Annotated in this window: 16 protein-coding genes; 12 read left to right on the top strand and 4 right to left on the bottom strand. The window is 39.7% G+C overall.

Annotated features, from left to right (window positions below; genetic code table 11):
• Positions 1-93: 93 nt before the first annotated feature.
• From IGK77_RS10515 to IGK77_RS10505, 3 genes are all read left to right on the top strand, one after another.
• Positions 94-537, top strand: coding sequence for a DUF948 domain-containing protein (locus IGK77_RS10515; RefSeq protein ID WP_010734932.1), 444 nt, complete (start codon positions 94-96; stop codon positions 535-537).
• A 2-nt stretch (positions 538-539) separates the two neighbouring features.
• The gene (locus IGK77_RS10510; RefSeq protein WP_074799546.1) at positions 540-1,103 is read left to right on the top strand and encodes a YtxH domain-containing protein; all 564 of its coding nucleotides are present in this window, start codon (positions 540-542) and stop codon (positions 1,101-1,103) included.
• Positions 1,104-1,206: 103 nt separating this feature from the next.
• Positions 1,207-1,635: a GNAT family N-acetyltransferase gene (locus IGK77_RS10505; protein WP_074799545.1), complete on the top strand. Its 429-nt coding sequence runs from the start codon at positions 1,207-1,209 to the stop codon at positions 1,633-1,635.
• 356 nt (positions 1,636-1,991) lie between these two features.
• Here IGK77_RS10505 and IGK77_RS10500 read toward each other — a convergent pair whose 3' ends face one another.
• Positions 1,992-3,095 (bottom strand): aminopeptidase P family protein, encoded by a 1,104-nt coding sequence (locus IGK77_RS10500; RefSeq protein ID WP_074799544.1) that lies wholly within the window; start codon positions 3,093-3,095, stop codon positions 1,992-1,994.
• A 213-nt stretch (positions 3,096-3,308) separates the two neighbouring features.
• Here IGK77_RS10500 and ccpA point away from each other — a divergent pair, with 213 nt between their 5' ends.
• Complete coding sequence (ccpA, locus tag IGK77_RS10495; protein WP_023520019.1) at positions 3,309-4,310, top strand: catabolite control protein A; 1,002 nt, start codon at positions 3,309-3,311, stop codon at positions 4,308-4,310.
• Positions 4,311-4,533: 223 nt separating this feature from the next.
• Here ccpA and IGK77_RS10490 read toward each other — a convergent pair whose 3' ends face one another.
• A complete protein-coding gene (locus tag IGK77_RS10490; protein ID WP_074799543.1) occupies positions 4,534-6,879 on the bottom strand; it encodes a transglycosylase domain-containing protein in 2,346 nt (781 codons plus the stop codon).
• 261 nt (positions 6,880-7,140) lie between these two features.
• Between IGK77_RS10490 and IGK77_RS10485 the strand changes: the two genes are divergently transcribed.
• Complete coding sequence (locus IGK77_RS10485) at positions 7,141-8,040, top strand: deoxyribonuclease IV (protein ID WP_019723118.1); 900 nt, start codon at positions 7,141-7,143, stop codon at positions 8,038-8,040.
• A 106-nt stretch (positions 8,041-8,146) separates the two neighbouring features.
• On the opposite strand, the gene IGK77_RS10480 is transcribed toward IGK77_RS10485, so the two are convergent.
• Positions 8,147-9,709, bottom strand: coding sequence for an Nramp family divalent metal transporter (locus IGK77_RS10480; RefSeq protein ID WP_023520012.1), 1,563 nt, complete (start codon positions 9,707-9,709; stop codon positions 8,147-8,149).
• Positions 9,710-9,953: 244 nt separating this feature from the next.
• Between IGK77_RS10480 and IGK77_RS10475 the strand changes: the two genes are divergently transcribed.
• The 5 genes from IGK77_RS10475 (at position 9,954) to IGK77_RS10455 (ending at position 17,203) form a co-directional block, all read left to right on the top strand.
• Complete coding sequence (locus IGK77_RS10475; protein ID WP_010734944.1) at positions 9,954-10,178, top strand: YneF family protein; 225 nt, start codon at positions 9,954-9,956, stop codon at positions 10,176-10,178.
• A 214-nt stretch (positions 10,179-10,392) separates the two neighbouring features.
• Positions 10,393-12,144, top strand: a complete 1,752-nt coding sequence (locus IGK77_RS10470) for an ABC transporter ATP-binding protein (protein ID WP_071866770.1) — start codon at positions 10,393-10,395, stop codon at positions 12,142-12,144.
• Positions 12,144-13,922 (top strand): ABC transporter ATP-binding protein, encoded by a 1,779-nt coding sequence (locus IGK77_RS10465; protein WP_071866771.1) that lies wholly within the window; start codon positions 12,144-12,146, stop codon positions 13,920-13,922. The genes IGK77_RS10470 and IGK77_RS10465 overlap by 1 nt, the downstream gene beginning before the upstream one ends.
• Before the next feature lie 446 nt (positions 13,923-14,368).
• Positions 14,369-15,226: a BglG family transcription antiterminator LicT gene (gene licT / locus IGK77_RS10460; RefSeq protein WP_019723114.1), complete on the top strand. Its 858-nt coding sequence runs from the start codon at positions 14,369-14,371 to the stop codon at positions 15,224-15,226.
• Between the two features lie 90 nt (positions 15,227-15,316).
• A complete protein-coding gene (locus tag IGK77_RS10455) occupies positions 15,317-17,203 on the top strand; it encodes a beta-glucoside-specific PTS transporter subunit IIABC (protein WP_074799542.1) in 1,887 nt (628 codons plus the stop codon).
• A 247-nt stretch (positions 17,204-17,450) separates the two neighbouring features.
• On the opposite strand, the gene IGK77_RS10450 is transcribed toward IGK77_RS10455, so the two are convergent.
• Positions 17,451-18,356, bottom strand: coding sequence for a MurR/RpiR family transcriptional regulator (locus tag IGK77_RS10450; protein WP_074799541.1), 906 nt, complete (start codon positions 18,354-18,356; stop codon positions 17,451-17,453).
• 305 nt (positions 18,357-18,661) lie between these two features.
• Between IGK77_RS10450 and IGK77_RS10445 the strand changes: the two genes are divergently transcribed.
• A complete protein-coding gene (locus tag IGK77_RS10445; RefSeq protein ID WP_074799540.1) occupies positions 18,662-20,062 on the top strand; it encodes a 6-phospho-beta-glucosidase in 1,401 nt (466 codons plus the stop codon).
• Between the two features lie 5 nt (positions 20,063-20,067).
• Complete coding sequence (locus IGK77_RS10440) at positions 20,068-21,501, top strand: 6-phospho-beta-glucosidase (protein ID WP_019724140.1); 1,434 nt, start codon at positions 20,068-20,070, stop codon at positions 21,499-21,501.
• Positions 21,502-21,536: the final 35 nt, after the last annotated feature.

Here is a 21,536-nt window from a genome sequence, read left to right as displayed (position 1 = left end):
TGTAGGTAGTTGAAGCTTTTTGCTATTTTTTATTTGTTTAAAAAATATGAAAATGCTATCCTTATAGCAAGAAGAGGAGAAGGAGGCTTGATTATGACAGTTGGAGAAATTGCTGGCTTGATTGCAGCAATTGCTTTTGCAATACTTGTGGTCTTTCTAGTACGCGTATTGATTCGATTAGCAAAAACGATTGAAAAAGCAGAACAAACAGTAACAGAAGCAAACACAACGATTGAAGTCGTTACAAAAGATGTTGATCTTTTATCGAGACAAGTCGAAGGCTTGTTAGTGAAAAGCAACGAATTATTGAATGATATCAACGGAAAAGTAGCAACGATCGATCCTTTATTTACAGCTGTCGCTGATTTGAGCGAGAGTGTATCAGAATTGAATTCTTCAAGCAAACACATCGTTACAAAAGTCGGTGGCATCGGTAAAACAACAGCAAAAGCAACTGTTGCCAGCAAAGTCGGTGGGACTGCAGTGAAATTCTTTAAACACAAAAAACCAACAACAGATACGACAGGAGGAAAATAATCATGGCAAAAAAAGGTGGATTTTTACTAGGTGCAGTGATTGGTGGTACAGCCGCAGCAGTGGCAGCATTGCTACTTGCACCAAAATCAGGTAAAGAATTACGTGATGAACTAGCAGCACAAGCGGATGATTTTCTAGATATGGCTTCTGATTATACAGAGATGGCAAAAGAAAAATCAACTGAATTGACAAGTATCGCAAAAGACAAAGCACATGATCTTTCACAACAAGCAGGCGATTTAGCTGGTAATGTTAAACAAACAGTCTCAGACGCAACAGCTGATGCAGGAGATGAATCAGAAGATATTTTAGTGACATTGAAAGAACAATCAGCTGATTTATCTGATCGTTTCAAAAAATCTGCTGCTGATTTAGGCGACACAGCAGCAGCTGCGAAAGAAGACATCATGATCGACATCAAAGATACAGCAGACCAAGCAGGAAGCACTGTAAAAGAAGGCATCGACGAAGCAAAACCAGTTGCTGAAGATGCAAAAATCTTGTCTGAAATGGCAAAAGAAGATGCAGCTAGTGCGAAAGAAGATCTAAAAGATACATTTAAATAAGCAACACTAAAAAGTGAGCAAGAAAAGGCACGATCAGGAAACAACCTGATTCGTGTCCTTTTTTCTCTAATCTTACGTGGAGAACGAGAAGGAGATATCGTAAATGATTGAGATCAAGAAAAGCGATTCCGAAGAAACAGAAAAGAAAATCATTGGTCTGCTGAATGAACAATATATGCAGTCATTCTCTACAAATGAACACTTAAAAACTCAAACCATTTCAATCAGTGCATCTAAGGATGAGAAGTGGATCGGTGGTGCAGTGGCATCTTTATTTGGAAATACCTTGCATCTATCATTGCTCGGCGTAGATCCATCGCAGCGTCACGAAGGTATCGGATCGCGATTAATCGAAGCGGTTCAACAAACAGCATTGGAAAATCAGTGCTTATATATGACCGTCAATACGCAAGACTATCAAGCTCGAAAATTCTATGAAAGACATGGTTTTGAAGTATTTGCTTCGGTGGAAAACATGCCTTTTGTTGGAACGACTAAATTCTATTTGAAGAAGCAATTAACAAATGAATAGGTATCGACAACTAACTGATGCCAGAGAAGCAACTCAAAAAATAAGCGATAACCCGAAAATAGTTCTCTACTTTGGGGTTATCGCTTATTTACAGGTCAAAACGCTTCTTTCACAATCTCGATAAATGGTGTTCAAGAAGCTGACCTTCAACATTAAGCTGAGAAATCAAAAAATATGGAAAGCTATTTTCTGATTTCCCAGCTTACTGCTCAGGTCAAAACACTTCTTTCACAACCTAGATAAACGGTGTTCGAAAGCCAGCTCCTTCAATATTAAGGCAAAACTTGAAAAAATATGAGAAGCTATTTTCCCAAGTTCTGCCTTAATACTCGGAGCAGAACGGCTTTCTCACAACCTTACTCCACCACTAATAATTCTTTTGGTGTTGTTGTAAATGGGATACAACCGTCACTTGTAACATAGACGCAATCTTCGATTCTTACGCCAACTTGATCAGGGATATAAATACCTGGTTCTAATGAGAAGCACATGCCTTCTTCGATCACTAGATCATTGCCTGCAACTAGTGAGGGATATTCATGGACCGTCGTACCAATACCATGACCTAGACGATGATTGAAGTATTCGCCGTAGCCGTAACTTTCAATGACGTTACGTGCGACTTGATCAAGTTCAGCGGCTGTGACGCCTGGACGAACAGCTTCTTGAGCTGCTAATTGGGCTTCAAGCGTGATTTGATAGATTTTCTCTTGAAATTCTGTCGGTTTTTGGAAGGCAACTGTTCGTGTCGCGTCACTACAATAGCCATCCCATACGACGCCTAAATCGAACAAGACAAGTTCATTTGGTTGGATCGTGGTACTTCCAGGTGTTCCATGAGGGCTTGCTGCATTTGTCCCCGCTAAAACTAGCGTGTCAAAAGACATTTGAGATACCCCTTGTTTTTTTAGTTGATATTCGATTTCAGCAATAATCGCTTGTTCCGTTACGCCTTCTTTGATGGAGCGAAAACCGATCTCAAAAGCTACATCTGCCCATTTCCCTGCCGCAATCAGTTGCTCTTTTTCTTTTGTTGTTTTGATCAATTGCAGACGTTGGATGACCGGAGTCAGGTCAGCAAATCGGACACTGCTTTTCATTTGTTGCGATAACGCGTCAAAGCGATCAACCGTCAACGCATTTTTTTCGATCCCAATCGTTTTTATTTGTGGGTAACGGGTGCGGATCTCTTGCCCGATCAATAGCCAAGGATCTTCACTATCAAGATAACCTCGGACATCAAAGGCCCAAGGACTATTTTGTGCATCTTCTACTTCTAACGCTGGTGTAAACAAGAAAGGATCTTGGTCAAGTGAAAGAAATAGAGCTAGTACACGTTCGTGGGGTTCACTTTCATAACCAGCAAAATAGGCGATATGACCTGGATCACTGATATAAGCAAGGTCGATTTCTTTTTGAGCCATCCATTGGCGTAATTCATTGATTTTTTCAAGATTCATTTGGACATCCTTCTTTCGCATTTATGGCATGTTTCGATAATTCATTGTACCACTCTTGTAAAAAAAGACCAATTGACTAAAAGTGAAAAAGGTAATTTTTTTCATGAAAACGCTAGTAAAACGGTTGCAATTTCTGTCAATCTTTGATATCCTGTTTTAGAAATGTAAATCGTATTTTCAGAAAAGATATAAAAACAGAATAGGAGAACAACGATGGAAAAACAAACTATCACTATTTATGACGTAGCGAGAGAGGCAAATGTTTCGATGGCTACTGTTTCACGTGTTGTCAATGGGAATCCAAATGTAAAACCAGCTACAAGAAAAAAAGTATTGGAAGTCATTGACCGCTTAGATTATCGCCCAAATGCTGTAGCTCGTGGTCTTGCAAGTAAAAAAACAACGACGGTTGGGGTCATCATCCCAGATGTCAGCAATATGTTCTTTGCTTCATTAGCACGTGGGATCGATGATGTGGCAACGATGTACAAATATAATATCATTTTGGCAAATTCAGACGGAAATGACCAAAAAGAAGTCAACGTACTGAACAATCTTTTAGCCAAACAAGTTGACGGTGTGATTTTCATGGGGCATCATATCACAGATGAGATCCGTGGCGAATTCTCACGTTCAAAAACTCCAGTTGTCTTAGCTGGTTCGATCGATCCAGACGAACAAGTAGGAAGTGTCAACATCGACTATACTTCAGCGACAAAAGATGCAGTGACTAAATTAGCTAAAAACGGCAATAAAAAAATTGCCTTTGTGAGTGGCGCATTGATTGACCCGATCAATGGCCAAAACCGTTTGAAAGGCTACAAAGAAGCGTTGAAAGAAAACGGACTGACTTATAGCGAAGGTTTGATCTTTGAATCAAGCTATAATTTTAGAGATGGCTTATCATTAGTAGAACGTATCCACAATAGTGGAGCAACTGCTGTTTATGTAACGGATGATGAACTAGCAATCGGTATTTTAGATGGCTTGATCGACCGTGGTGTCAAAGTACCAGAAGAATTTGAGATCATCACAAGCAACAACTCTTTATTGACTGAAGTTGCTCGCCCACGCTTGACAAGTATTACGCAACCATTATATGACTTAGGTGCGGTATCAATGCGTCTATTGACAAAAATGATGAACAAAGAAGAAGTAGAAGAAAAAACAATCATCTTACCATATGGAATTGAAGAAAAAGGTTCAACGAAATAAATCGATTGGGAGAAACATCAAGCGATTGATCGAATAAAACGATAACTAAAAGTAGCTGAAATGACAAAGAATAGTCGTTTTAGCTACTTTTTTGTGGAAATAGCAGGGTCAATGCTTCACCAAAGACAAGTAAAAACGTATAAAAAATGAGCCTGATCTTGATATCATTTATCAAGACCAGACTCATTTTTTTGAAAAAGAATAGTGGACTCAGATTGTTTTATTAATCGTCGTCTTTGTCATCCTCTTTGTTCTGGGGATTCTCACGTTCGAATGTTCCGACAGTGTTCCAGTAATCTTTATAATTTTCATCTGTTCCACCTACACCAAATTTAAAGGTGCTTTTCTCAGGACCATTTTTTGCCCAAAGAGACTCGACAGTTTTGCTAGGTGTATTGATCGATCTTCGGTCAACGGTCACTTTTCCAGGTAATTGTCCTGTAAAGGCAGAAACGTCTTCTTTCTTCACATCAGAAGCAAGTGTGAATTTCTGATCGGTACCAAAAATCGTTGGGTTTACTTGATACACTTGATTGATCAAGTTGGCTAAATATTTGGATGAACGCAATCTTGCTTGGGCATCCATTCCGGTATTATCATCGTGTCCTGCCCAACTACTGATCGTGACAGATGGTGTAGAGACAACCAACCATGAATCTCGGTAATCATTCGTTGAACCAGTTTTACCGATCCAGTCTGCTTGGCCTAAGCTACCATTGAGACTAGTGATATCATCTTTGAATGGTGTGGTGATTTTTTCATTGATAACGCTACGCAACATATCATTGACGATCGAAGCTGCGGCTTCGGAAAAGACACGCACTGGTTTAACTTCGTGTTGATAAATAACATTTCCATCATTATCAGTGATCGCATCAATGATATATGCTTGCTGGAATTCGCCATTATTTGCTAATGCCTGGAAGCCATTGGTTTGTTGAAGAGTAGTGACATCGACTGTTCCCAGTGGTGCCGATTCAACGCCCCAGTTGGCATTCGCGGGATAGTTCATTTTTGCTAGATATGTCTCATAGGCGTATTGTTTTGATCCGCCATTGTTCAAAACATCTTGATATAAATGGTAAGCAGGGATATTGTTCGACCATTCCAATGATTCACGAATCGTTTGGAAAGTATTTGAGCCTTTATTCGTCGCATTGACGATGTCTTCACCGGCATTTGCGCCTTCTTGCCAAGTGGTTGCATAGTCAGAAACACGTGATTCTGAACCAACTAAGCCCATATCGATCGCTGGGCCATAAACCAACATCGGCTTGATCGATGAACCGGCTTGTCTTTGAGTATCAAAGGCATGATTATTTTGGTTCAGCGCATAATTACGACCACCGACAAATCCATAAACTCGCCCGGTTTTATTATCCATCAGAACATTACCGGTCTCAACAGGCGTGCCTTTCCCGTCATCAAGTAAGTAACCATAATTGGCAACACCTGCTTGCATCGCATCATAGATGCCTTTATCGATCGTTGAATGAATCGTGTAGCCTTGATTTTGGATCGTTTGTTCTGCACGTTGATAGTAGGCATTGTAGACGTCTGTATCGGATAGATCTGCGTTATCTTTTTCTCCCAATTGTCTAGCAATGATATCGGTCGCGGCATTCATGACCGTGTAATATAAGAAGTCACGGTCAGTTTGTTCTGCCACTTGTTGACCTAAGAAATCTTTTGTTAAGTCATAGGCTTTTGCTTCTTCATATTGTTCTTTTGTGATTTGGTGTTCACGATACATGCTAAATAGCACGATGTCTTTTCTTTCTAAGCCGGCAGTAAGGTCTTCTTTCAATGCACCTGTATTGGTATAAGGGCTATAGGTGATCGGACTTTGTGGCAAACCTGCGATAAATGCGGCTTGTGGTAAGGATAAATCGCTCGCATTGACACCGAAGATCCCTTGCGCAGCTTCTTGGACACCGGCAATATTTTGGCCTTTATTGTTTCTTCCGAAAGGCGAAACATTTAAATAAGTGGAGATGATTTCGTCTTTGGTAAAATGTTTCTCGACTTGAGCAGCTAATAAAATCTCATTTGCTTTACGCTTAAAGGTTGTTTCATCGGTCAAAATCTGTTGCTTGACTAACTGCTGTGTCAGCGTTGATCCTCCAGATGAGCCGATCCCAGTTGCTTCAGAGAAAAGTGCTCGGATCACCGCTTTAGGAACATAGCCTTTATGTTCTTCAAAATATTCATCTTCTGTGCTGATGATCGCAGATTTTAAATAAGGTGACATTTGATCTGAAGGTACAGTAGTCCGCATCAAATCAGTTTGGATCGTCGAGATCTCTGTATTATCGGCATAAACAAGTTTTGATGTTTCGGTTATATTGCCTAACTCAGATTGTAACTCAGATTTGGAAGGTAGCTTTGTATCTTCAACTAGATACGCAAAATAGCCGGCACCGACTCCCACACCTAATGCAGCGAATAGAATGATAAGAACCATGATAAAAACGGTTAATGATTGAAAAACGCGAAAAATGACCTTAGGAACAAACCACTTTTCTTTTGTTCGTCGTGCTTGTTTTCTTCGTGTATTATTACGTGGCAAAGGTTTCACCTCAACTAATGGTTTTATTTCGCTAATTATAGCAAATAATAGAACAAAAAAACAGACATGGCTTTTTTTGTGTCTTTTTTGACCTTTGGTTTGGAGAAAACATTAAAAATTCCTCTAGTTATTTTGTATCTGTTCGGATCATTGGACAGATTTCAAACTTTTCTTTCAAATCCGTTTCAGTTAAGATAAAAGGAGAGTGAACAAATCCATTCACTGAGTGACTAGCCGAGAAGGCTTTATAGGAGGAGTACGATGTTATTAGGTTCACATGTCAGTATGAGCGGTAAAAAGATGTTACTAGGTGCAGCAGAAGAAGCAGCCAGCTATGGTGCTTCTACCTTTATGATCTATACGGGCGCACCACAAAATACCCGTAGAAAACCAATTGAAGAAATGAATATTGAAGCTGGAAAACAATATATGGAAGAAAATGGACTGAAAAATATAGTGGTCCATGCACCGTATATCATTAATTTAGGAAATACAACGAAACCAGAGATGTTTCCTTTTGCTGTGCAGTTTTTAAGAGAAGAAATCGTTCGAGCGGAAGCATTAGGAGCAACTCAGATCACATTGCATCCAGGCGCACATGTCGGTGCTGGAGCAGAGGCAGGGATCGCAAGGATCATTGAAGGGCTAAATGAAGTCTTGACGAAAGAACAGACCGCACAAATCGCCTTAGAGACAATGGCAGGAAAAGGTACAGAGATCGGCAGAACGTTCGAAGAGTTGGCACAGATCATTGATGGGGTGACATTGAATGAAAAGCTATCAGTCACCTTTGACACGTGCCACACGAACGATGCCGGCTATGATGTAGCGAATGATTTTTATGGCGTGATTGAAACGTTTGATAAAGTGATTGGTTTAGATCGCTTAAAAGTACTACACATCAATGATTCCAAAAATCCACAAGGTTCACATAAAGACCGCCACGCCAATATCGGCTTTGGTACGATCGGTTTTGATGCATTGAATAAAATCGTCCATGAACCAATGTTCAAAGATGTTTCAAAGATTCTTGAAACACCATATGTCGGAAAAGATAAAAAATTGGCTTATGCCCCTTATGGGAAAGAAATCGCGATGTTCAAAGCTGAAACCTTTGATCCAGAAGTATTTCCAGAATTATTAGTAGATGTAGAAGCCTGAATAATCTGTAAAGGTTATTAGATAAAGAAAAAAGCCTAGATCACAAAAATATGTAAAAATATTTTTTGTTCATCTAAGCTTTTTTTGTTTAGTTTAAAACCTTTGATCAAGACAACTCTTGTAAACGTTGTTCATAGCGTTTATTTCCCTTATAAAGATCAACGATCGTCCAAGCGAGTAAGGCGAGAACTGCAACGATGATGATGTAAGCGATCCGATCAGCAAGGGCGATTGACGCAGTGGAAGCTTGATCACCAAAGAAAGCTTCGATTTGTCCTGGGAGTCCGCGCAAGTTTAAATACGTCAAACTGATGACAGAAAACCAACCAAGTATTTTGACAATCAGTGAATTTTTGAAACGGGCGCCCATTTCTGCTTGACTGTTGGTCATCATCAATAAAGGAATCATTGAAAAAGGTAAGGCAAAAGCTAAGAATACTTGGGACTCATTCATTAGATTGTTCAGCGCTGTATGTTCTTCGATCGTACCTTTGGAGCTAGTGAACAAGACACAAAGTAGTACTGGAATGACGGACAATAGTCGAGTTACTAAACGGCGTAACCAGATCGGCATGCGCATATGGATAAAGCCTTCCATAATGACTTGTCCAGTCAATGTACCGGTAATCGTTGAATTTTGACCAGAAGCAAGCAGTGCTACTGCAAATAAGGTTGATAAAATGCCTGATTTTGCTACGGCGATCAAGACGCCGTTACTCATCGCAGATGGATCGGAAAGTGCTTCATACAAACCAAAGAAAGAGGGATCTTGAACTGCACCAGTTTTAAAGACGGCAACCCCCATGATCAAAAGAAGTGCATTGACAACGAAAGCCATCGTTAATTGGATATTGGAATCCCATGTCGAGAAACGAACCGCTCTTGCAATATCTTCTGGATCTTTTCGATCGATCTCGCGGGTTTGAGAAACAGCAGAGTGCAAATAGAGATTATGGGGCATCACAGTTGCACCAATGATCCCTAAAGCTCCAGTCAATGGGGTCTCTCCGCCGATTTTTGGTTCTTCAGCAAATGTTTGACTATTAGGGATAAAGCCTTTGAATAGACTGCTCCAATCAGGATTTGAAAGCGCCACTTGGTAGACAAAGACAAATAGGATAACGAAAATCAAACAGACGACTAATGCTTCGATTTTACGAAAACCGATCTTTGTCAAAAGAAGTAAAACAAATACATCCAAGACAGTAATAAAGACAGCTATTGCCAAAGGAATATCAAATAATAAATATAGAGCGATCGCTGCACCAATGACTTCAGCGATGTCTGTGGCCATGATCGCTAATTCGGTCAAGATCCAAAGAATGACCCCTAACGTTTTACTCGTACGAGCACGAATCGCCTGTGCCAGATCCATTTGGCTGACGATCCCAAGTTTGGCAGCCATATATTGTAGTAACATAGCAATCAAGCTGGACATCAGAATAACTGACATCAATAAGTATTGGAAATTTTGCCCACCGGTGATCGATGTTGACCAATTACCTGGGTCCATATAGCCGACTGCTACGAGTGCACCAGGTCCGGAATAGGCTAGTAAGGTGCGAAAGAAACTTTTTCCTTTTGGTACTTTGACCGTACCGTTTACTTCTGAAAGGGATAACCCATTAGTGTGTTCAATCCATTTATGTTTATTTTCGTGATTATTCAAATGAAAACCACCCTTCTATTTCTTTTCGAATTCATTCTACACCCAGAGACGAAAAAATAAAAGAAAAAAATTCGGCTAACCTAAAAATTAAATGTGGCTTACTTTCTAAATGGGTGTATTTGTATAATCATGAAATAAAAATGACTTTTTTTACATATTCTTAAGAAAACGCCTTTCTTTTTTTTGTAAGTTTTAGTAAAATGAATCATTGAGAGCAATTAGGAAAAGGAAAGGAGAGATTTACATGGTATCAAACGGAATCGTTGTACTTATTGCAGTTATTGCATTGTTAATCGGCGCAGTCGGTGGATTCTTTCTTGCGCGTAAATATATGAAAGATTACTTAGAAAAAAATCCTCCCGTTAATGAGGAAATGTTAAGATCAATGATGATGTCTATGGGGCAAAAACCATCTGAAAAGAAAATTCGTCAGATGATGCAACAGATGAAGAACCAAGGGAAGAAGTAGGTTCTTATTCGACAACATCAAAAAGCGGGCTGATTGATTTCAGCTCGCTTTTTTCTTTTTCTCCATTTGAGAAAAGCGCATTCATGCCGATCAACGATTAGTTTTTATAAATTGTATGACGATCATATTTTTTCGATTGTGATCAACGATATCTGAGGATGCAATTCAACCTCGGAAATAAATGAATTTTTTAGGAGTTAGAAGGAGGAAATATATGTCGATTTTCAGAAAATTGGGTTGGTTTTTTAAACAAGAGAAAAAGCACTATTTGATTGGCGTATTTTCTTTGTTCGCGGTGGCATTAGTGCAGTTGATCCCACCTAAAGTCATCGGGATCATTATCGATGAAATCGCCGATCAAAACATCTCGATGCAAATCATTGCATTGTGGATAGGCGTATTGATCATTGCGGCCTTTTTGCAATATCTTTTTCGCTATATTTGGCGAATGAACATTTGGGGCAGTGCAGCTAGGCTTGAAAAAGAATTACGCCAGCGTCTATTTGCTCATTTTACGCGAATGGATAGTTTGTTCTATCAAAAATACCGGACGGGTGATTTGATGGCTCATGCAACGAATGATTTGAACGCCATCCAAAATGTAGCTGGTGCAGGAATTTTAACATTTGCAGATTCAGTGATCACTGGAGGCACGACGATCATTGCGATGGTTCTATTCATTGATTGGCGCTTGACATTGATTGCATTGATCCCATTGCCATTATTAGCAGTTACTTCAAGGATCTTAGGCTCAAAATTACATGATGCGTTTCGTGATTCACAAGAAGCCTTTTCAAGTATCAACGATAAAACGCAAGAAAGTATCACAGGTATCAAAGTCATCAAAACATTTGGTCAAGAAAAACAAGACTTGGAAGATTTCCAAGAAAAGATCGATGATGCCATTGAGAAAAATAAGCGAGTAAACTTTTTAGATGCGCTTTTTGATCCTTTCATCACATTGATCATTGGCTTGTCATATGTGGCAACCATTATTTTAGGTGGACGTTATGTCTTGGATGGTACGATCTCAATTGGACAGATGGTTTCCTTTATCAGTTATATCGGCATGCTTGTCTGGCCAATGTTTGCGATTGGACGTCTGTTCAATGTACTAGAGAGAGGGAATGCTTCGTATGATCGTGTCAATGAACTATTGCATGAGAAAACACATATCGTCGAAAAAGTAGGAGCAGAAATGACACCAGCAAAAGGTGAGTTGAATGTGGCAATCACACAATTTACCTATCCAGACGATGAACAGCCAGCATTGGAACACATCAAATTTGCGATCAATGAAGGTGATACGTTAGGCATCGTTGGTAAAACGGGTGCTGGTAAGACCACGATCATCAAATTATTGATGCGTGAGTATGACCATTATCAAGGAGAAATCCAATTTGGCGGACGAACGATCAGAGACTACTCACTAGATGCCTTGTTGCGCTCGATTGGTTATGTGCCACAAGATCATTTCTTGTTTTCGATGACGATCCTAGATAATATTCGCTTCTCCAATCCACAGAAATCACCAGAAGAAGTGGAAGAAGCAGCGGAATTGGCGTATATCAACAAAGAAATCAAAGGACTGCCAGAAGGGTACCAGACAATGGTCGGTGAACGTGGGGTCTCCCTTTCTGGTGGACAGAAGCAACGGTTGTCGATTGCTCGTGCATTGATCCAAAGTCCCGAATTATTGATTTTGGATGACGCATTATCCGCTGTTGATGCTAAGACAGAAGAAGCAATCTTACGGAACCTTAAAGCAGAACGGAAAAACAAAACCACGATCATTGCTGCCCATCGTTTAAGTAGTGTCATGCACGCCAATGAAATCATCGTCATCGATCATGGTCGGATCATTGAACGTGGCACACATCAAGAGTTGTTAGCTCTTGGTGGTTGGTACGAACAAATGTGGCAGAAACAACAATTAGAAGCAAAAATTGAAGGAGGTGGCGAATAATGGAAGATCAATATCAGTCGGAATGGTCAAAATCCATGACCTATAAAGAACAAGCTTCGATCATTAAACGGTTGATGCAATTTGCTAAACCCTTTCGCTCGACATTCATCATTGCGATTTTATTTGCTTTAGTATTATCAGTCATCAATGTGCTATTGCCAAGGATCATCCAAACATTCATGGATGAGCATCTAGCGAAGCAGTCAGCAACGACACAAGTCATCCTTTTCTTTGCAGGGCTTTATCTATTTGGAGTCATCATCAAAAGTATCATCTGGTTTTTCCAATGGTATCTCTATTCGATGGCGTCATTGAAGACCTACCAACATATCCGTGTAAAGTTGTTTGAGAAACTGCATACACTAGGAATGCGGTACTTTGACCAAACGCCAGCTGGATCAACTGTTTCTCGTGTGACCAATGACACAGAAACACTGTTTGAATTTTGGTATGTCTTTCTGATGGTTTTAACAGGAATTTTTGCCGTGATTTCTTCATTTATTGCGATGTTTCAAATCAATCAAAAAATCGCGCTATGGTGTCTGATCTTTTTACCGATTTTAGGAGTAGTGATCTGGTATTATCAAAAATTCAGTTCAAGGATCTATCGAAATATGCGTGAACGCTTGAGTCAATTGAACACAAAATTAAATGAATCGATTTCTGGGATGCGGATCATCCAACAATTTCGTCAAGAATCGCGTTTAGCAAAAGAATTTGAGGAAGTCAATGAAGAGTATCTAGCGACTCGCTATGCCATGATCAAGACAAATTCGATTCTTTTGAGTCCAATCATCAGTTTTTTATATGCTTTAGCAATTGCCTTGACTTTGACGTTGTTCGGACTCGACGCGTTACATTCACCAGTTGAAGTCGGTTTGATCTTTGCCTTCACCACCTATGTTCAAGGATTCTTTAATCCGATGTCACAAATGATGGACTTCTTGAGTGTCTTTACGGATGGAACAGTCGCAGGTAGCCGTATCTTGAAAATCATGGATACGGAAGAATATGCACCACAGCAAAAGGAATCAGCGGATCGGACGATCACTGCTGGAAAAATCGAATTTCGCAATGTCAGCTTCTCTTATGATGGAAAAAACAATGTATTGAACAATATTTCATTTGTTGCTAATCCAGGAGAAACTGTCGCATTAGTCGGACATACAGGAAGTGGAAAAAGTTCGATCATCAATGTGTTGATGCGTTTTTATGAGTTTTATGAAGGACAGATCTTGATTGATGATCACGACATTCGTGAGTATCCAATTGCTGAATTACGCAATAAAATGGGCCTAGTGTTACAGGATGCGTTCTTATTTTACGGGGATATCGCTGGAAACATCCGAATGATGAATCCTGAGATCACAGATGAACAAATACGTGAAGCCGCTGAGTTTGTCCAAGCGAATCAGTTCATCGAAGACTTACCGAAAGGGTATCATTCAAAAGTGATTGAAAGAGGGGCAAGCTATTCGAGTGGGCAACGCCAATTGATCACGTTTGCTCGAACAATTGTAACGGATCCTAAAATCTTAGTTCTGGATGAAGCAACGGCGAATATCGACACAGAAACAGAAGTGTTGATCCAAGAAGGACTTGCGAAGATGCGTCAAGGTCGGACAACGATTGCTATTGCTCATCGTCTGTCGACGATCCGCGATGCAGAGTTGATCCTCGTATTAGATAAAGGACATATCGTTGAGCGAGGCAACCATGAAACACTATTAGCCGAAGAAGGGCTATACGCAGATATGTACAAATTACAAAGTGAGTAACAGGGAAGAATAAAGGTATCTGTTTTTGAAACACTTGTATCGTAAACCGTGATAAAAATAGTTAGCCTCAACTCATAAGTCTTGAATCCCCAAAAACGTGCCAACTTTTGGGGATCAAGGCTTATTTTTTATGACTTGATTGCCAGCAGTGTGATTCAAATCAAAAAAGTCCATCGGCTATTCTTACTATCCGGTTAATGGCTGTTCTGGGGGAGGGGTAGTTTCCATGTTAACGTGAAAGAATTTTTTTTAGAAATATAGGAATAATACAAAAGAAAGCGTTGACATTTTAAAATTGTTTCGCTACTATGAAGAAAAGAACATACTGTTGGATAGTGATTGCATCACGCAAGCTAAACCTAATCAGTCACCATGAATCGATTCCATGGCTGACTTTTTGGGTTTTTTTGTTTTTTTAGGAGTGACAATCATAGAAAGGGGATATTATGCGGATTGAAAAAATTCTAAATAATAATGTCGTTGTCACAAGGGACAAATTAAATCGAGAAATGATCGTTATGGGAAAAGGATTAGCATTCAAAAAAAAGATTGGTGATGCTATTTTAGAAGCGGGTGTGGATAAAGAATTTCATTTGACAGATGATCGACTGTCGAGGCATTTTCAAAAATTAGCGGAGGATATCCCGATGGAATACCTCGAACTCTCCTACGAGATCATCGAGTATACGAAAGAAAAGTTAGATGTGACATTGAATGAATCCATTTATATTTCATTGACCGATCATTTATACAATGCGATTAAACGTTATAAAACCGGCGTTGGATTACCTAATGTTTTATTATATGATATCAAGCAATTATTTCCGAGAGAATACCAAATAGGTAAAAAAACGATTGAAAGAGTCCATCATAAATATGGATTTGATTTATCCGAAAATGAAGCTGGATTCATTGCCCTTCATTTAGTCAATGCACAATCAGAACAAGATAGTATGAACAATATGTACCAGTTTACGAAAACCATTCAGGATATTTTGAATATCGTTCGCTATTATTATCAAACACCCTTTGATGAAGAATCGATTTATTTTTTCCGATTTGTCACGCATCTTCGTTTTTTTCTCAGCCGTGTGATGAACACGTCCCTTACCCAAGAAGGTGAGGTCGAGGAAGAACTGATCCAGATGATCCAGCGAAAATACCAAACGGCTTCTGGCTGCGTGGACAAAATCGCTTTATTCTTACAGGAAACATTTAATTATCATATGTCAGACGATGAAATTGTCTACTTAACGATCCATCTGGCTCGTTTGGCAGATAATAATCATTTAAAAAATCACTAAAAGGAGGGCCGTGGGTTCAACGAATGAGTACCAAAGGATAGTGACATTGAGTTGGCTAAACCTTCAATCAAACAATTGGAGGAAAAGAACATGGGAAAATACCAAGATTTAGCAAAAGAAATCGTGAAATATGTTGGCGGAAAAGAAAATATCAGTAGTTTGACGCACTGTGTGACTCGCTTGCGTTTTCGGCTAAAAGACGAAAGTAAAGCAGATGACGAGACATTGAAGAATATGGATGGTGTCGTGACCGTCATGAAAAGCGGTGGGCAATACCAAGTAGTCATTGGTAATCATGTACCAGACGTATATGCAGATGTATTAAGTGTAGCAGGGATCTCAGAAGATGCGGAATTAGCCCCTGCGAAAGGCAATATATTTAATCGTTTGATCGATATTTTAAGTGGTTGTTTCCAGCCTTTCTTAGGAGCTTTAGCAGCTGCCGGGATGGTCAAAGGATTGAATGCATTATTTATCTTTTTAGGATTCTATGAGCAGACTTCCGGAACTTATATCATGTTAAATGGGATCGGTGATTCGATCTTTTATTTCATGCCAGTTATTTTAGGGTATACAGCAGCTAAAAAATTCAAATTGAATCCAATGGTCGGCATCGTCATCGGTGCAGCCCTTGTCTATCCGACCGTACAAGGACCGGCATTACAAAGTGGCTTTGAAGCAGCCAATCAAGGTGCTGCAGCGCCGCTTAGCCTTTTAGGATTGCCCGCGTATGAAAGTTTCTTGGGTATTCCCTGGGTAGGAGCTTCTTATACATCAAGTGTTGTTCCTGTCATCTTTATCATTGCTTTTGCCGGACAAGTGCAAAAATTTGCGAAGAAGATCGTTCCAACAGTTGTCCAAACATTTGTTGTTCCTTTTATGGTCTTATTGATTGCTCTACCGATCGGCTTTTTGGCGATTGGCCCAATCGTCAGCTTGTTAACAGAGTGGTTGAGTGCAGGTTTCCAAGCATTGATGGATTTTTCACCAGCATTATATGGTGGGGTCCTAGGTTTCTTCTGGCAAGTATTAGTTATCTTCGGTCTACATTGGAGTATCATTCCTTTGGCGATCATGCAGCTGGCACAAAATGGCTCAAGTCAAATGCTGGTAGGTGTTTTTGGGGCAAGTTTTGCACAAACTGCCGTTGTGTTAGCGATGTACTTCAAGTTTAAAGACAAGAAAATGAAAGCCTTATGTATGCCTGCCTTTATCTCAGGAATCTTTGGCGTAACAGAACCAGCCATCTATGGAATCACTTTACCTAAAAAGACCCCGTTCATTTATTCAATGATTGGTGGCTCGCTCTCTGGTATCTATTTGATGATGAGTGGTACGACAGGTTATACAATGGGTGGACTGGGCATCTTCGGAGTGGTGAACTTCATTAGTGGTAGCGATGCAAGTGGCATGTACAATGCCTTTATCGGTATTGCAATTGCAGCAACGATTGGTTTTACTTTGACTTTCTTGTTATGGAAAGATACGGAAGAAGTAGTACCTGAGAAAAAAGAAAGTAAAATCAAAGAAATCGTCAAAACACCGATCCAAGGCGGTATTGCATCTTTAAGCGAAGCAAAAGACCAAGCATTTGCTAAAGGCGCGTTAGGAAGAGGAATCTTGATCTATCCAGAAAAAGGGGAAGTTGTTGCACCATTCGATGGGACAGTGATGACGCTATTTCCTTCAAAACATGCGATCGGTTTAGTTTCTGAAAGTGGATTGGAACTGTTGATCCATGTTGGTTTAGACACTGTACAATTGCAAGGGAAACATTTTGAATCTTTTGTGAAACAAGGGGATAAAGTGAAACAAGGAGACGTCTTATTGCGATTTGATATCAATGCAATCGAAAGTGAAGGCTATAGCGTAGAAACCCCTGTCATTATTACCAATTCAGCAGATTACCTGGATATCGTCGAGAATCAATCGAAGATCGTGACGAATGGGGATGAGTTGATCACAGCGTTGACTTGATGAGTTTAAATCCTTTAAAATCAAGGTTTTAGAAAGTTAGCTTGGTGTTAAAGAGCATTTTTCCACAGGAGGATGTTTCTAAGTACCTGATTCCAAAAAAAGTCGTAACATCCGAGGATTTCCTCTCATATTTTGGATGTTACGGCTTATTTTTCTAAGGAATTTAGCTATTTGGATGATAGAGAGATCTTTAAGAAAGAACATAGTCCTTAGCGAATGTTTTTACAATTTCATCTATGAAAGTAGACTAATCGCCATCTTCGATTGCATCGGTAAATAGTTCTTCTTTCATAATGGATGAACTAATCTGCCGTGTATCGACTTTTTGCCCGACTTCGATCAAATAATTGAGGTTCTCACGATAATGTTCAGCAAAGACACAACTATATAACACATCCAACAAATAGGAGATCGACGTATTGATCGTGAAACTACTGATTTTTGAGTACAATCGTTCACGTGTTGTCAGGCGTAATACCACATCGCTCGCTGTGGACAAACTGGACTCACCGATGCTCGTCAACGATAAAATCGGCACATTTTTTTCTTTCAAAATTTCAGCAGTCCGAAGCATCATCTGATTTTCTCCCGTATAGGAGATCAAGATTGCACAGTTTTCAGGCTGACAATTGTAGGCATCGTAATAAGACTCACCAGAAGTTGGCACAATGGTCACTTCTTGTTTGATCCGATTCATTTTCAATTTGAAGGATTGAGCGATCAAGGTGTTGGTGTCACTCGAAAATAATACGATTTTATTGGCTCGCAGCAGAAGTTGTTTTGCTTGTTGGAGATCGTCGTGCATCAACAAGGATAACGTATCTTGGATCGTCATACGTTCAAGTGCCGCAATCCGATTAGCGATCGTCATGATGCCTTCATTTTCGGAAAAAGGGAGATTGGCGTCCACTTCTTGAAAGTTGCCTTGCAGATATTCTGTTTCAGCGATGAACGCATCTCTAAAATCCACCCATCCATGAAACCCCATTTTTTTGGCGATCCGAATCAAAGTAGAAGGATGGACATAGCAAGTTGCTGCAATTTGTTGAATCGTTCGATCGGCCAGAGTTGTTTCATTGGCTTGGAGAAAACGGATGACTTCGCTTTCTGAAGGTGAAAAGTTGATTTGTTTAAGCTTTTCCTTTAATAGCATAATTCGATCCTCTTTTTTACGTTTTTAGTTAAAAGTATGTAAAATAATTGTAAACGGTATTATTAAGTGTGTCAATGGAACAAATCAAAGAGAAGTAATTCCTTTACTCGCTAATTTTGATTAAAAGATTAGGCTTTATTTGTTTTTTTTTATTATTTTTCTTTTTGTTATGCGCAATAAATTTACAAAAAATCACAAGAATATCGATCATTTTGTAAATGATTATTCAAAGTAATCAAAAAGTATTGTGACTTTTATTTACAAAAATGATAATAGAGTTGTAAAAAAGACGAAGGAGTGAGTGTATGAATCAAGGAATCAAGATCGCGACAATTGGTGGCGGAAGTAGTTATACACCGGAATTAATGGAAGGTTTTATCAAACGTTACGATGAATTGCCGATTCGTGAAATCTGGTTAGTCGATATCGAAGCTGGGCGTGAAAAACTAGCGATCGTCAGTGAAATGGCCCAACGGATGTGGGATGCTTCTCCATATGACGTGAAAATCTATGCGACCTTGGATCGTGAGGAAGCATTGAAAGATGCGGACTTTGTCACTACACAATTTCGGGTCGGTCAATTGGATGCTCGTGTAAAAGACGAACGTATTCCAGCCTACTACGGCATGCTAGGCCAAGAAACCAATGGTGCTGGTGGGATGTTCAAGGCGTTTCGGACGATCCCAGTCATCTTAGCAGTAGTTGAAGATATGAAACGCCTTTGTCCGAACGCTTGGTTGATCAATTTTGCTAATCCAAGCGGTATGGTGACTGAAGCAGTCGTTCGTTATGGGAAATGGGACAAAGTGATTGGATTGTGCAATGTTCCCGTAATGGCAATGATGACAGAGCCAGTCATGATCAGTGAAAAGAAAGAAGAGTTGATTTATAAATTTGCTGGGCTGAACCATTTCCATTGGCACAAAGTAGCGGATGCAAAAGGAAATGATCGTACCGAAGATTTGATCGAACAACTTTATGCGGAAGATAATGGGTTGCCAAAAAATATATTCGATGTGCCATTCTTTAGAGAACAACTCGATCAAATGAACATGATTCCTTGTGGCTATCATCGCTATTACTATCGTGAAGAAGAAATGTTGGAGCATGCGTTGGAAGAATACCGCACGATCGGAACGCGAGCACAACAAGTCAAACAAACAGAAGCGGAATTGTTTGAGCTATACAAAGATCCGCAACTCGATCATAAACCAGAACAATTACAACAACGAGGCGGTGCCTATTATTCGGATGCTGCGTGTGAAACGATTGCTTCGATCTATGGCAATAAAGAAACTCAAATCGTTGTCTCAACGAAAAACAATGGGGCAGTGCCTGATCTACCTGCAGACTGTGTCGTTGAAGTAACAGCGTATGTAGGCGCGCAAGGAGCAAGAAGTGTTGCTTTTGGTTCATTACCTACAGCAGAACGTGGCTGGTTACAAGTGATGAAAAATATGGAGTTGTTGACGATCGAAGCAGCTGTCACAGGTGATTATGGGACAGCGTTACAAGCATTTACGATCAATCCATTAGTTCGTTCTGGTAAAACAGCGAAACGCATGATGGATGAATTATTTATTGCTCATCAAGAGTATTTACCACAATTTAAAGAAGCCATCGATCGCTTAACAGCAGAAGGCATCGAAGTGCAAGATGAATTAGCAAGAGAATTGTCAGAAAAACGTGTAGTGGAAGGAGTATAACAACGATGGGATTTAGAAAAGACTTTTTATGGGGTGGCGCAACAGCTGCCAATCAATGTGAAGGTGGATACGATGAAGGAGGGCGCGGCTTAGCCAATGTAGATGTCGTGCCGATTGGTCCAGATCGTTTTCCAGTGATTACCGGTCAACAAAAAATGTTTGAGTTTGATGACGAACATTTTTATCCAGCAAAAGAAGCCATCGATATGTACCATCACTATAAAGAAGATATTGCCTTATTCGCAGAAATGGGCTTTAAAACCTACCGTCTATCGATTGCCTGGAGCCGTATTTTTCCATTAGGTGATGAGAAAGAGCCAAACGAAGAAGGGTTGAAATTCTATGAAGATGTCTTTAAAGAATGTCAAAAGTATGGGATCGAACCCTTAGTAACGATTACTCATTTTGACTGCCCAATGCATTTAGTCAAAGAATACGGGGCATGGCGTTCGCGTGAATTAGTCGGATTTTATGAAAATCTTTGTCACGTGATCTTTAACCGCTATAAAGGATTAGTAAAATACTGGTTGACCTTTAATGAAATCAACATGATTTTACATGCACCGTTCATGGGTGCTGGCTTGTATTTTGAAGAAGGCGACAATGTAGAGCAAGTCAAATATCAAGCAGCTCATCACGAGTTACTAGCGAGTGCGATTGCCACAAAAATCGCGCATGAAGTCGACCCTGAGAATAAAGTCGGCTGTATGTTAGCTGCGGGGGCTTATTATCCTTATTCATGTAAACCAGAAGATGTCTGGGCTTCACGCCAAGCAGACCGCGAAAACTACTTCTTTATCGATGTGCAGTCAAGAGGAGAATACCCAGCATATGCGCTAAAAGAAATGGAACGTCAAGGCATCGAGATCAAAATGGAACCAGGAGACTTAGAATTATTGAAACAACATACCGTTGATTTTATTTCATTCTCTTATTATTCTTCTCGTGTTTCAACAACCGATCCAAAATTATTAGAACAAACCGCAGGAAATATCTTTGAATCAACGAAAAACCCTTATTTAGAAGCAAGTGAATGGGGCTGGCAAATTGATCCATTAGGTTTACGGGTAACCTTGAATGATATTTATGATCGTTATCAAAAACCATTGTTTATTGTCGAAAATGGGTTGGGCGCGGTAGATACTCCGGATGAGAATGGCTATGTGGAAGATGACTATCGCATTTCATATCTTGCTTCACACATCCAAGCGATGAAAGATGCAGTCGAATTAGATGGTGTTGATCTTTTAGGTTATACGACTTGGGGATGTATCGATCTGGTTTCTGCTGGAACTGGTGAAATGAAGAAACGCTATGGTTTTATCTATGTTGATCGTGACAATGAAGGCAATGGTACATTGAAACGGACAAAGAAAAAATCATTTGATTGGTATAAACAAGTGATTGCTTCGAATGGTGAAAATCTAGCGAACAAATAGGATAGAATAAGAATGTCTATTGTTTTTGTCTATCG

Source organism: Enterococcus sp. DIV0806c (assembly GCF_051710905.1).
GTDB classification, from domain to species: Bacteria; Bacillota; Bacilli; order Lactobacillales; family Enterococcaceae; genus Enterococcus_B; species Enterococcus_B mundtii.
This window is presented reverse-complemented; position numbering and strand designations above follow the sequence as displayed.